11 protein-coding genes are annotated in these 13,024 nt (G+C 39.2%); 9 read left to right on the plus strand and 2 right to left on the minus strand.

Annotated elements, in window-relative coordinates:
* The first annotated feature begins 94 nt into the window (after positions 1-94).
* On the plus strand, positions 95-1,747 hold the full coding sequence (ftsZ, locus tag BW935_RS07300; protein ID WP_076500055.1) for a cell division protein FtsZ: 1,653 nt from the start codon (positions 95-97) through the stop codon (positions 1,745-1,747).
* A gap of 3 nt (positions 1,748-1,750) precedes the next feature.
* Here the strand turns inward: ftsZ and BW935_RS07305 are convergent, their stop codons facing one another.
* Positions 1,751-2,275, minus strand: coding sequence for an NADPH-dependent FMN reductase (locus BW935_RS07305; RefSeq protein ID WP_076500056.1), 525 nt, complete (start codon positions 2,273-2,275; stop codon positions 1,751-1,753).
* Positions 2,276-2,362: 87 nt separating this feature from the next.
* Between BW935_RS07305 and BW935_RS07310 the strand changes: the two genes are divergently transcribed.
* The 8 genes from BW935_RS07310 (at position 2,363) to dnaN (ending at position 11,539) form a co-directional block, all read left to right on the plus strand.
* Positions 2,363-3,202 (plus strand): purine-nucleoside phosphorylase, encoded by an 840-nt coding sequence (locus BW935_RS07310; protein WP_076500057.1) that lies wholly within the window; start codon positions 2,363-2,365, stop codon positions 3,200-3,202.
* Between the two features lie 544 nt (positions 3,203-3,746).
* Complete coding sequence (locus tag BW935_RS07315) at positions 3,747-4,559, plus strand: purine-nucleoside phosphorylase (protein ID WP_076500058.1); 813 nt, start codon at positions 3,747-3,749, stop codon at positions 4,557-4,559.
* A 106-nt stretch (positions 4,560-4,665) separates the two neighbouring features.
* On the plus strand, positions 4,666-5,577 hold the full coding sequence (gene gldA, locus BW935_RS07320; protein ID WP_076500059.1) for a gliding motility-associated ABC transporter ATP-binding subunit GldA: 912 nt from the start codon (positions 4,666-4,668) through the stop codon (positions 5,575-5,577).
* A 4-nt stretch (positions 5,578-5,581) separates the two neighbouring features.
* Positions 5,582-6,304 (plus strand): gliding motility-associated ABC transporter permease subunit GldF, encoded by a 723-nt coding sequence (gldF, locus tag BW935_RS07325; protein WP_076500060.1) that lies wholly within the window; start codon positions 5,582-5,584, stop codon positions 6,302-6,304.
* On the plus strand, positions 6,301-7,974 hold the full coding sequence (gene gldG / locus BW935_RS07330; protein WP_076500061.1) for a gliding motility-associated ABC transporter substrate-binding protein GldG: 1,674 nt from the start codon (positions 6,301-6,303) through the stop codon (positions 7,972-7,974). The genes gldF and gldG overlap by 4 nt, the downstream gene beginning before the upstream one ends.
* Before the next feature lie 626 nt (positions 7,975-8,600).
* The gene (locus BW935_RS07335; RefSeq protein ID WP_076500062.1) at positions 8,601-8,792 is read left to right on the plus strand and encodes a hypothetical protein; all 192 of its coding nucleotides are present in this window, start codon (positions 8,601-8,603) and stop codon (positions 8,790-8,792) included.
* A gap of 48 nt (positions 8,793-8,840) precedes the next feature.
* Entirely contained in the window at positions 8,841-9,929 is a 1,089-nt protein-coding gene (locus BW935_RS07340; protein WP_076500063.1) for a hypothetical protein, read from the plus strand.
* A 485-nt stretch (positions 9,930-10,414) separates the two neighbouring features.
* Positions 10,415-11,539 carry a DNA polymerase III subunit beta gene (dnaN, locus tag BW935_RS07345; protein WP_076500064.1) on the plus strand — a complete coding sequence of 375 codons (1,125 nt, stop codon included), beginning with the start codon at positions 10,415-10,417 and terminating at the stop codon, positions 11,537-11,539.
* Between the two features lie 82 nt (positions 11,540-11,621).
* Here dnaN and BW935_RS07350 read toward each other — a convergent pair whose 3' ends face one another.
* Complete coding sequence (locus tag BW935_RS07350; RefSeq protein WP_076500066.1) at positions 11,622-12,818, minus strand: ATP-binding protein; 1,197 nt, start codon at positions 12,816-12,818, stop codon at positions 11,622-11,624.
* Between the last annotated feature and the right edge of the window lie 206 nt (positions 12,819-13,024).

A 13,024-nucleotide genomic window follows, 5' to 3' on the forward strand; every position in this document is an offset into this window, starting at 1 on the left:
TTGATCGGTCTTACTGTTCAATTCCCCCTTGATCAAGCGCTGAAACATATGAAAAACAAGTTCACCAACAAATAATTTCAAAATGTCAGATAACATGAAAGATTACAAGTTTGATCTTCCAAAAAATCACAAATCTATCATCAAGGTGATAGGTGTTGGAGGAGGTGGTTCCAATGCGGTGAACCACATGTACAATCAAGGTATCAAAGATGTGGAATTCGTAGTAGTCAATACGGATGCACAGGCTTTGAAAAGTAGCCCAGTACCTTTGCGCTTGCAGTTGGGTGCCAACCTAACCGAAGGTCTTGGAGCGGGTGCCAATCCAGAGAGAGGTAGAAATGCCGCTTTGGAAAGCAAAGAAGAGATCAGAGAATTGCTTTCTGATAATACCAAGATGGTATTCATTACGGCTGGTATGGGAGGTGGTACTGGGACAGGTGCTGCTCCAGTGATCGCCAAGATCGCCAAGGATTTGGATATCCTCACGGTAGGGATCGTGACGGCTCCGTTCATGTTTGAGGGAAGAAAGAAAATGGCTTCTGCACAAGCAGGGATTGAAGCTTTGAGAGAAAACTGTGATACCGTTCTCGTGATCCTCAATGACAAATTGAGAGAAGTCTACGGTAATTTGGCTATCCGTTCTGCTTTTGCCAAAGCTGATAATGTCCTTACCACGGCAGCCAAGTCAATTGCTGAAATCATCACTGTACATCAAGATGTCAATGTGGATTTTGAAGATGTGAAGACAGTCATGAAGGATGCTGGTGCAGCAGTGATGGGTTCCGCAGTAGAAGAAGGTGAAGGCAGAGCGATCAAAGCTGCTGAGAAAGCAATCGCCTCTCCACTTTTGAACAATGTGGATATCAAGGGTGCTCAGAAAATATTGCTTTCCATCATGTCTGGTGAGGAAGAGGAATTGTCTATGGACGAATTGAGCGAAATCACGGAATACATCCAAGAGCGTGCAGGTGCTGATGCAGAGTTGATCTTCGGTCAAGGTATTGATCAAGATTTAGCTAAAGCCATCCGTGTGACTGTAATTGCTACAGGGTTTGAGATGGATAGCTTGACGACCCCTACAGCAGCCAAGGCTGTAGAACCTCAAGAACAGAAAAAGGTAGAAGTTTCAGAAACTCTTGAAGAGGAGAATGTGAAAAAAGTCATTCACCTAGAGTCTGGCAAGACCTCAAAAGTGGAAGAAGATGCACCAGCACAGTCTGGTCAGACTTTTACTTTCACTTTTCAAAAGCCGCTTTTCCCTACTCCAACTGAAAATAATTTCAAAATGGAGCAACCAAAAGCGGTTGAACCAGCGCAATCTATGGCACCAAAGCAAATAGAGGTGGAGCAAGAAGATGAACCAGAATTTGAGTTTGTCAAAGCCAATACAGCTGAGCCTGAGAAGAAGGTATTTACTTTAGAAGAAGAAGAGCCAGAGGTGCAAGCTTCACAAAAAGAGGAAGCTCCAGCTGATAGCCCAGCTTACAGCAATGACTATTATGAGCAATTGAAGCAGAAGGCCATCCAAAGAGCACACGAACGCTTCGAGAAGCTGAAAAGCTTGAAAAATAACGCACACAATCCAGAGGAATTCAAGGACAAGTTGGAAACTCCTGCTTATGTGAGAAGACAAGTGAAGCTGAATGATGTGCAACACAGTTCTGAAAGAAGTATCTCAAGATTCAATTTGACTGATGACAATGAATTCTTGAAGAACAATAGATTTCTACATGACAATGTTGATTAAGTCTTAGTACTTAATCAACATTTCAGCCTGGGAACGGAGCAATTCCATGTACAGCCTGTTGGTGAGCAGGTTATCTGACATATTTTCCTCGATCTTCGCAAATTTGAGTTTGAGGGGAAGTACATGCATCCCAAGGTAATGGAAGATGTCGGTGAGGTGGCTCAATGCGATGCCACCCCCGCCTATTCCTGAAGATAGCCCCATCAGGGCGCATTTTTTATCTCTAAATGTATTAGGGTAAGTCATTCCATCAATAAATGCTTTCAGAATTCCTGGAAATGAACCATTATATTCAGGGACAATAAAAACAAATTTTTCCCCTGTCTTGACTTGATCATGAAAAGCATTGTAAACAGGGTTTTTCCCATTGTTTTCGTAGAGTGCCGAAAACACAAAATCAGCAGGCAGATCTCGCATATCTAAAATTTCTGATGATACGTCCATGCTTGCTAAGGTTTCTTGATATATTTCAGCGAGTTGTCTCGAAAGTGAATTTTTGCGATTGGTACCTACGATAATTTTGATCATGTTTTTTTCTTTAGGAACAATTACAAAGTAAAGGCGGAATAGTTTAAACAAAAATGAATTCCTTATTTTAGACCAAAATTTAAAGAAATGCGACAGGAACCTCAAATAGACTATTCCACCCAAGTACAACATGCCGTAGATCATATTCACCAAGTATTTGCAGATCCAATTTCCATTGGAATTATTTTGGGAACTGGCTTGGGGCAGTTGATACAGCAGATCGAAATCGAGCATGAGATTCCTTATCAGGAGATTCCGTTTTTTCCTGTTTCTACGGTGGAGAGTCATAGCGGGAAGTTGATCATTGGGAAGCTTTCGGGCAAGCGCGTATTGGCCATGCAAGGGAGATTTCACTATTATGAAGGCTACTCGATGAAAGAGGTGACTTTTCCAGTGCGCGTGATGAAGCGCTTGGGTGTCAAGCAGCTGATTGTCTCCAATGCAGCAGGTGGTCTACACCCCGAGTATCAGGTTGGTGGGCTGATGATCCTCAATGACCATATAGATCTCTTTCCTGAAAATCCACTGAGGGGGAAGAATTTGGATGCATTTGGTGTGAGATTTCCAGACATGAGTGAGCCTTATAGCAGGAGGTTGATCAACAGTGCTTTGGAGATTGCTCAGGGAAATAAATTGGAAATCAATCAGGGAGTATATGCGGGTGTACAGGGTCCCAACCTAGAAACCAAAGCAGAATACAAATACCTAAGGACTATCGGAGCAGATGCGGTAGGAATGAGTACGATTCCTGAGGTCATCGTGGCTAGACACATGGATATGGAAGTATTTGCAATATCAGCCATCACTGACTTGTGTTCCCCAGGGAATATCAAGGAAGTGAGCATCGCAGAGGTCCTGGCTGCTGCTGCCATCGCCGAACCCAAAATGTCATTGATCATTAAAGAGCTGGTAAAGCGGGTAGCGTAGTGTTATTGTACCAAGTACCAAGTACAATGTACCAAGTACCAAGTATGATGTACCAAGTAAGAGGTGTCGATGTAGGATTTGAAGGCTATATCTGTGGACTGAGATGTGAATTCATGTAAAACAAAACATGTGAAAACCCGAAGGGGTTAAACTTAGATTAGCCCTGTATGAAAAGCAGGGTAAATAATTCAGATCTAATTGTTTTATCAACCCTGAAAGGGTTGAATTTCTTTATTCAAAGGGGAAAAATGCACTAATAAATAAAACAGCTTACTAAACCGTTTCTGTTACAGTAAAAAAGTTTCAGCCTAAACCATAAGTTGTACAAACTGCGGTATCCATAGCGCTCGCCGAAAGGAAAAAATATTAACTACTATTTTCCAAAAAAAAACCAAGCACCTCAACTTCAAATAACTCAATCAACCATTAACCAATCACTAATACATTCCTGAACCTACCAATTCTTCCACCCCTATTCCCCCAATAACCCAATAACTCAATCAACTAACAACCTTCCAACTTTATAACCTTTCAACTATCCCCCATGACCTATTTCGAAAAAGCAAATTCCGCGGCAGCCTATGTTCAGTCTCAAGTTTCTCAAACTGCTGACACTTTGGTGATATTGGGTTCTGGTTTGGGTGGGTTTGTGGAGGTTTTGGAAGAAGCTGTTTCCATTCCTTATGGTCAGATTCCATATTTCCCTGTTTCTACTGTTGCAGGCCATTCAGGTGAATTGATGTTGGGTAAGGTTGGAGACAAATGGATCTGGGTAATGAATGGCAGATTTCATTATTATGAAGGCTATGAATTGGGTGAGACCGTATTTCCTTTAAGAGTTTTGAGTTTGTTGGGAGTAAAAAATCTGGTCGTATCCAATGCTGCGGGTGGCTTGAATCCTGATTTCAAAGTAGGTGATTTGATGCTGATCACTGACCATATCGACAAGTTTCCATCTAATTCACTCAGAGGTAAAGATGCAATAGATTTTGGAGTAAGGTTTCCCGATATGAGTGAGCCTTATGATCTAGCTTGGAGAAATCTGGCCAAGGAAAAGGCAAAATCTTTACAAATCAACCTAAGAGAGGGAACATATACAGGAGTGACTGGTCCAAGTCTAGAAACAAAAGCAGAAATCCGATACTACAGAACATTGGGTGGTGATGCGGTCGGGATGAGTACAGTTCCAGAAGTGATCGCTGCCAATCAAATGGATATGAAGGTCCTCGGCTTCTCCGTCATTACCAACGAATGCAATCCAACTGACAACAAGCTTTTTGCACATGAAGATGTGGTGGACGTGGCCAGTAGATCTGGGAAAGCGATGCAGGAGTTGGTGAGATTGGTTTTGGGTTAGAATTTAAATACTCGTTAATTCAAAGAAAAACACCCTGTCATAGGGGATTTTTTTGCTACTTCCCTACATCTGCTTAACTTCGTCTGATAATTTTCAATAAGCGTCCATGTCCCTGATCGTTCAGAACCTTACCAAAATCTATGCGCAGCAAAAGGCCCTTGACCAAGTTTCCTTTGAAGCTGAAAAAGGGCAGGTTTTGGGTTTTTTAGGTCCTAATGGCGCTGGGAAATCCACCACCATGAAAATTGCCACAGGGTTTTTATTGCCAGATGAAGGGGATGTGCTGATCAATGGGATTTCTGTAATGAAGTCACCCCAAGCTGTGTCTAAGCTTATCGGCTATTTGCCGGAGCATAATCCGCTATATTTGGATATGTATGTGAGGGAGTTTTTGGGATTTATCGCTGGACTTTATGGCATCAAAGGTCAAAAAGCCAAAAGCAGAATCGATGAATTGATTCCGCTTTGTGGTTTGGAAGTGGAAGCACACAAAAAGATCCATCAACTTTCTAAAGGATATAGACAGCGTGTCGGATTGGCCAAAGCACTGATCCATGATCCTGAAGTAATCATCTTGGATGAGCCGACCACAGGTCTAGACCCTAATCAATTGGTGGAAATACGTGCTTTGATTAAGAAAATTAGCAAGGAAAAAACCCTGATTCTCAGCACACACATCATGCAGGAAGTGGAAGCCATCTGCGAGAAAGTAGTGATTATCAACAGAGGAAAAATTGTAGCTTCTGACCTTTTATCCAATCTAAAGTCTGAAGCGGGTAAAGTAGCACTGACTTTAGAAACAGAAGAGCCTTTAGAATTGGATTGGTTTGAGGGGATTGGAAAAGTTGAATTTGTGCCTAACAAGCAATTTGCTGTTTCGATTCTCGTTGAAGATGGCAGTGTCGGAAGAAAAGCTTTACTTCAAATCGTACAAGAAAAAGAGTTGAATTTGATCAGTATTCAGCAAAAAGAAAAGAATTTGGAATCTATTTTTCAACAAATCACCCAAAGCAAATAATTTGATGCGCGCATTGTATTGGAAGGAAATCAACGCATTTTTTGGAAACCTTTCAGGATTCCTAATTTTAGCTGTTTTCCTGATTTCCATTGGTTTGATGGTCTGGGTTTTCCCTGACTCTTCAGTGTTGGCTTATGGTTTCGCGGATTTGGAGCCACTATTTGTTTATACACCTTATGTTTTCACTTTTCTGATTCCTGCGATCACGATGAAGATGATTGCAGAAGAAAGAAAATCAGGGACTTGGGAAATTTTGAGAACTTCACCACTAGGAGATTTGGCAATTATACTAGCAAAGTTTCTAGCCGCATTTACACTGGTTTTTATCGCCGTGTTACCCACTTTAGTCTATTATTACAGCATTGTGCAGCTAGGTGAACCTGTAGGGAATATTGATCATGCTGGATTCTTTGGATCTTGGATTGGGCTTTTGCTGATTGGCGCGGTCTTCGCTTCCATTGGGATTTTTGCCAGCGCATTGACAAGCCATCAGATCATTGCGTTTATCTGGGGAGTATTCATGATTTTCTTGCTTTACTTTGGACTGACAGCTTTGGTGCAGTTGCAGGTGATGTCTTCCTTTGCACTCTTGTTGGAAGAATTGAGTTTGAGTTACCACTATGAAAGTATGAGTAGGGGAGTAATCGAAGCGCAGAATGTCGCCTATTTTCTCTCTATTATCATTTTGATGTTGGGTTTGACTGTTATTTTGATCAGAAGAAAATGAAAAACAAAAGCAGCAAACATATTCTGAAATCACTCGGTTTGATCCTTTTGATCATCGTAGTAATCAATATGCTTTTTAGATTGGTCCATTTTAGGATTGACTTGACGGAGGAAAAAAGATATTCCCTGCATCCTGCTACTGTGCGGGTATTAGAGCATCTTGAAGAGCCACTTGAAGTAGAAATCCTACTCACTGGCAACCTTCCAGGAGGCATGCGCAGGCTACAAAGGTCGATAGAGCAAATGGTCCGAACTTTCAATGCCTACAGTGCTCAGAAAATCAGTTTTTATTACCTCGATCCGCTTGCACTTCCTGCTGAGCAACAAGAGGACTTTATTGTTGGTTTGACGGACTATGGAATCCAGCCCACCAATCTTTTTGTCAATGAAGATGGAGGACAGAAGACCAGAATGATTTTCCCAGGAGTATTGATCAAGGATTCCGAGTATGAAACAGGAGCATTGCTCCTCCGGGGAGAAAAGGGCATGTCACCGGATCAAATTTTGAATAATTCTGTGGAGAATTTAGAGTTTGAGCTGATCAATGCAGTGCGTAAGCTCGTGAGCAAGCAGCAATATGCCGTAGGTATGCTGATGGGAAATGGTGAGTTGGAGGGCGATGATGGCTTTGGGATCGTAGAAGCATTGGTGGAGGATTTTGAAGTTTTCAAGATACCACTGGAGCAAGCAAAAAAGGTAGAAGATTTGGATCCTTTTGATGTGCTGATTATAGCCGGTCCAAAGGAGACTTATTCAGAGAGAGAAATTTACCTTGTCGATCAATACTTGATGAGAGGCGGGAATCTTGTCATCTTGCCCAATGCTTTGGCTTATGATATGGATGAAGCTGGTGGAGATGGAACAGTGGCTATGCCCTTCGATAATGGGCTGGATCAGCTGCTCTTTAGGTTTGGTATTCGGGTCAACAAGGATTTTGTTCAAGACATGAATTTTGGATACCACCCTGTGATGGCAGGTAATTTTGGGGATCAGCAGCAGTTGGTTCCTTTGCCTTGGCCATTTTACATTGCCGCAGGGAGGATGGCAAAGCATCCTGTTACCAAAGGCCTAGATCAGATCGTTTTTAGATTTACTTCAAGCTTAGATACAGTCAAAGCTGATGGTGTGAAGAAAACGCCCTTGATCTTTGGATCTGATTTTGGAAAGAAGCTAGCAGCGCCTGTTCGGGTTGCTTTTCAGGATATGGAGGATGGTCCTGACTTGGAATCCTATGCCTTACAAAACCTACCCCTACTTTATTTACTGGAGGGAGACTTCACATCTTTGTTCAAAAACAGATTTTTGCCTGATGGGATGCCAAAGGAAGGTTTTTTGGAATCAGGTAGGCAAGGAAAAGTATTTGTAGCAGGTACTGGAAGGCTATTTGAAAGTTCTTTTGATCCGAGGTCAGGCGAACCTTTGCCAATAGGCTTGGATCCTTACAGTGATATGCAGTATGGCAATCGGCTATTGCTCCAAAACATGATCAATTATTTGGTCGAGCCAGAAGGTATCATCGCCACCAGAACCAAGCAATTCCAAATCCGTCCGCTCAACAAAGTAAAGGTCAGTCAAGAGAAAGTAAAATGGCAAGTGATCAATGTCTTGCTGCCAGTGGTATTGTTGGGTTTACTTTCATTGGTTTGGATGTTTGCTCGCAAAGGCAGATAAGGTGCAAAGGAATGTAATTGAAATGAATATGTTGATTTTCAGACTTTAAAAACTTGCCCGTCGAGGCGGATTTAAATATTGAGAAAACTGACAGACCCCCGTCGTTAGATACATCTATTTTTATGCGATTCACCGACCACGAAGTGGTCAAACCTCTCAATAGCCTCGGGTGAGACCCGTGGCGATAAATGACAAATGCCCTGCCAATTTCAGACCCTGACAGGGTCTGAACACTCTCTTACAAAAGGTTGAATCGCTTCAGAGGTCTTGATCTTTCCTGTGGCGCTTATCAATTTTAGCTGATATCCAAAAAAAATTACACTCTCCTATCACTCGAGGTAAATTTTATATGGGGATATAGGTGATAATCATCAATTAAATTTTTTCAATAAGTGAAAATTGTTTTTTGGTGATGAAAATGGCTTTTAGTAATAACAAGCTGTTTGAATAGGTAAATAAACAACTATTATGTTTTTTTAAACAATATAAAAAATTGAAATTATTATAAAAAATATTTAGGGAGAACTTGTTTTTTAATTTCGGGGGGGTACTTTGAGCATCGAAAAGTCTTCGATATCTAATCTGAATACTTTTTAGGAGTGTGTGGAAAAACTTATCTAATTCTTATGAAAAATTCAATTTTAAAATCAGGTTTAATCATGTTTGCCATGGTTGGGATGTTCTTCGTTAATGTGCAGGATGCAAATGCTGTTCCTTGTACATTGAAAAAGATAAATGAAGGCGGGGCTACTGCAATATATGATTGTGGTGAGTATGGAGAAGTGACAGTTGCAAGAGGTACTACTGTAAGAGCCTAATAATTTTGGAGGGGAAACCCTCCACTTTTTTACCATTAACAAAATAATATGAAAATTAAAATATATTCGTGTCTTCTTATTGTTATTAATTTGATTTCATGTCAACAGTCAGAAGAAAGAGTTTTCAAGATTGAATCAGGAAATTTAAAAATTATCGACTCGGTTCAAATCGATGATAGTGGATTTAGTTTTTCATCAGTTTGGAATACCAAGATTTATAATGACACTCTTCTGGGATTTGGAGATGGTTCATTTTCCAGCATTAATATATTTCATACCAAAACAGGAGATTTTCTGATGACCTTTGAATCAGATAGTATCGAAAGTTTTATAATTCCCAAAAAGAGTTATTCAAATTTTGCCGTAAATGGAGACAATTTCTTTCTTCTTAATCACCTTTTAAGTAAAGTATATGTCTTTACCTTAAATAAAGAATTTATTAGAACAGTTGATTTAAAATTTGAAAAGGAGTTATTTAAAGCTCAGTTTGACACTTTTTTTGAGTTTTATGATAATCAATTTTTTGTAAGTACAGAATATTCAGGTGGGACAATAAAAGAAACCTTTTCATATTCTCCTCTACTTACAATTATTAATAGCAATGGAGAATTTAAATACAAAGTAGGGAATTATCCAAAGCCTTATACAGAGGGTAATTTGGTTTTAAGTGCTAATGAAAACAAGATTATTAAAGACGGAAAAATCTATATCCTGAATGTGGCTGGAGTTCCGATTTTGAAAGAGTATTTGCTTAATGGTGACTTGGACGGCGTGTATAAGTTGGAATCTGAACATCATGATCCTGAAATTGGATATTACACCAATGATCCATTTTCCGCTCCGCTAACTGATCAGTTCAATGGATTGGCTTCCGATCAAAATTCTTCTGAAAAAATATTTTATGCGACTTACAGTTCATTTGATACCCGTGATAGAGAATATGGTTTGGGTACTTATAAATGGATGTTGATGAAAATTGATCTAGAGAATATGACAATCAAAGAAAAGGAACTGGCGGGATCATGGCATTTAAATGAATTAAGAAAATTGATCCCTCAAGTCAAAGGAGACACAGTGAGTATTTTAATCAGGGAGAAAGATGAGAACTTGTATTTGAAGCGATTGATATTTGATTAAAAGGGTAAGGTGTTTAGTTAATGTTTTGAGAAAATGATAGTTAGAATTATATGGGTTATTGTGTTTTGAATGGGGATATCAGGATGCAATCGACAACAAGAAAACATTTTTTAAATCATTCCAGGGGAGCTTACTATTATAGACTCTGTTCAAATAGATGATAGTGGATTTAGTTTTTCATCGGTTTGGAATACCAAGATTTATAATGACACTCTTCTGGGATTTGGAGATGGTTCATTTTCCAGCATTAATATATTTCATACCAAAACAGGAGATTTTCTGATGACCTTTTCTATAAATCCCATGACCCTACCGCATCTATGCTCCTTTGAAATCTTTGCGAGAAGCTTTCCTCCTTCATCCTTTTGAATTCCTCCTTTCCATCACTTTTTTTCAATCAAAATTCCAGTCATTGGCTGTCTTTATGATTTTATTTATAAATTTACCCTGTTATAATATTTCGACATTAAATAAGCCTTATCGATATGAAATTCATTGTTTCCTCTTCTGCACTATTGAAGCAGCTTTCCGCAATCAACGGAGTAGTGACTACCAATCCGGTAGTGCCTATTTTGGAAAACTTTCTCTTTGAAATCAAAGAAGGGAAATTGACCATCACTGCCTCAGATTTACAGACTTCTATGATGACTGAAATCGATGTAGAAGCTAAGGAAGATGGAAACATCGCTGTACCAGCAAAGATCTTGATAGAGACTTTGAAGAACCTACCTGAGCAGCCAGTGACTTTTAGCATTGATCATGATACTTATAGCATCGAGATCAGTTCTGACAATGGTAGGTACAAGTTGGCAGGAGAAAATGCAACAGATTTCCCAAAAATTGCTGCCGTAACCAACGCTTCTTCTGTAGATATGTCTACTGAGGTATTGAGTAGTGCTATTAGCAATACCATCTTTGCAACAAGCAATGATGAATTGAGACCTGCCATGACCGGGGTGTACATCAACTTGAGCAGCACCAATACTACTTTTGTAGCAACTGATGGACACAGGTTGATCAGGTACAGAAGAGTGGATGTGGCTTCGCAGGATGCAGCCAGTATCATCATTCCTAGAAAAGCGCTTAACTTATTGAAGTCTACTTTGCCATCTGAGAATATCCCTGTGACTGTAGAATTCAATAGCTCCAATGCATACTTCAATTTTGGGAGCATCAAAATGATTTGTAGATTGATCGACGAGCGTTTCCCGGATTATGAAAATGTCATCCCTGTAGACAATCCAAACCACATGACGATTGATAGACTTGAGTTTTTGGGCTCTCTAAGAAGGATCGCAATCTATGCAAACAAGACCACGCACCAGGTGAGGTTGAAGCTTGCAGGTAGTGAGCTACAGATTTCTGCCGAAGATTTGGACTTCTCTAACGAGGCCAATGAAAGGCTTTCTTGCGAGCATGATGGGGAGGATATTGAGATTGGATTCAACGCCAAGTTTTTGGTAGAGATGCTGAATAATATTTCTTCCAAAGAGGTAACACTTCAGTTTTCAGCACCAAACAGAGCTGGTCTAATCGTGCCTTCTGACAAATCAGATAATGAAGACATCTTGATGCTTGTGATGCCAGTGATGTTGAATAATTATGTATAAAAAATGGTTTTAGATACTTTTCTGCTCTCGTAGAATTGATATATGTAAATATTCAAAAAAGCCCCTTTAGATTGGGGCTTTTTTAGTATAAAAATCCAAAAAGATACAATGGGATTTTGTTACCAATGCCATGGAGCATTTCATCAGCAGCTACAAAAGAATCTGGAATATTGGCTATCTGATTGAAATTTTTGTTTTTTCCTCCAATCTCAAATTCGAATTTATTGTCAATTAAAAAATCACCATTTTTTGCTGTGGTGAGAGATGCACCACTGTTTTCAAGTTGATTATAGAAAAAAGTCTCTCTGATATTTCCTTGGTTTTGATTTTCCAATGCGAGGGCATAAATAAGGTTGGTATTTGAGAGATAAATCTTGTCTGGTTTATTCATCATACTTATTCCTTTAGAAGAGCTCCTCAGGTTTTTGATTAGTTTGGACACTTCCAACATATGGAGCATTTCAAGTAGCCTTGGTCTTGTCGTTTCTGTTTTTTCTGCAAGTTTTGTAATGTTTGGACTGAAAGGAACAGAAGTAGAAAGAAGATAGAGAAGCTTTTTCAATTTTGCCTGTGTACTTGTAGATATGTCTTTTCCTTCTGGTAGATCATAATCAATGATGACGTTTATCAGTTGATTGATTTTAGAAGTATAATCTCTTTCACCCTCCAAGAAAAAGGGATAAGCGCCAGTTTTTTTATAAGATTCAAATTCCAACATCAAATTGGGTATCAACTCTTGAATCTGATATGTGATTTTCTGATGGTCATTTAAGAGTGTATCGAAAGAATAGATTTCCAGGTTTATTTTCAATTTCAGACTAAGATATTCTCTAAATGATAATTCAGGTAATTCAAAATAGACCAGTCTTCTACTCAAATCTGCTTGAGATTTTTGCAGTTCCAAAATTGAAGATCCAGATATGATAAGCTTCAGATCAGGATAGAAATCATAAATATTCTTTACGGCAGTTTGCCAATCCTCATATTTATGAACTTCATCCAATAGTAGATTTCTACCTCCCAAATGATAAAACCTTTCTGCTAGTTCAACCAAGCTATTTTGTTTGAAATATAAGTCATCCAAACTCAGGTAGAGAGATTTGTCAAGTGGCAAGTTTTCTTTGAGATATTGCAGCATCAATGTTGATTTGCCTGTTCCTCTAGCGCCCAAAATACAAATTCCTCTACCACTCCAGTTGATCTTCTGGTAATGACTTCTCTTAAAGTCTGTCTTCACAGACTGTAATAAGTTTCTATATCTATTTAATAATGCTTCCATTGTATTTTCAAAGATACAAAATTAATTTAAAAACGTATCTTAGAACATACGATTAAATTGTAAAAATGTATTTTTGGAAATACAGTTTGTTTGTATCAATTGTATTTTTAGATCTTGGTATTTGAAGGTTAAGGTAAAGCTAATTCAAATAGCCCTCCGTTCTAAGGGAGGGCAAAAGCAACATTCCAATTGAAAAGAATCGCAAC

It is taken from the genome of Belliella pelovolcani (assembly GCF_900156785.1).
GTDB lineage: Bacteria > Bacteroidota > Bacteroidia > Cytophagales > Cyclobacteriaceae > Belliella > Belliella pelovolcani.

What these genes read in the sequence shown, in the direction of transcription:
- ftsZ (WP_076500055.1), top strand. Translation starts at nt 95, where the DNA reads ATGAAAGATTACAAGTTTGATCTTCCAAAAAATCACAAATCTATCATC.
- BW935_RS07305 (WP_076500056.1), bottom strand. Translation starts at nt 2,275, where the DNA reads ATGATCAAAATTATCGTAGGTACCAATCGCAAAAATTCACTTTCGAGA.
- BW935_RS07310 (WP_076500057.1), top strand. Translation starts at nt 2,363, where the DNA reads ATGCGACAGGAACCTCAAATAGACTATTCCACCCAAGTACAACATGCC.
- BW935_RS07315 (WP_076500058.1), top strand. Translation starts at nt 3,747, where the DNA reads ATGACCTATTTCGAAAAAGCAAATTCCGCGGCAGCCTATGTTCAGTCT.
- gldA (WP_076500059.1), top strand. Translation starts at nt 4,666, where the DNA reads ATGTCCCTGATCGTTCAGAACCTTACCAAAATCTATGCGCAGCAAAAG.
- gldF (WP_076500060.1), top strand. Translation starts at nt 5,582, where the DNA reads ATGCGCGCATTGTATTGGAAGGAAATCAACGCATTTTTTGGAAACCTT.
- gldG (WP_076500061.1), top strand. Translation starts at nt 6,301, where the DNA reads ATGAAAAACAAAAGCAGCAAACATATTCTGAAATCACTCGGTTTGATC.
- BW935_RS07335 (WP_076500062.1), top strand. Translation starts at nt 8,601, where the DNA reads ATGAAAAATTCAATTTTAAAATCAGGTTTAATCATGTTTGCCATGGTT.
- BW935_RS07340 (WP_076500063.1), top strand. Translation starts at nt 8,841, where the DNA reads ATGAAAATTAAAATATATTCGTGTCTTCTTATTGTTATTAATTTGATT.
- dnaN (WP_076500064.1), top strand. Translation starts at nt 10,415, where the DNA reads ATGAAATTCATTGTTTCCTCTTCTGCACTATTGAAGCAGCTTTCCGCA.
- BW935_RS07350 (WP_076500066.1), bottom strand. Translation starts at nt 12,818, where the DNA reads ATGGAAGCATTATTAAATAGATATAGAAACTTATTACAGTCTGTGAAG.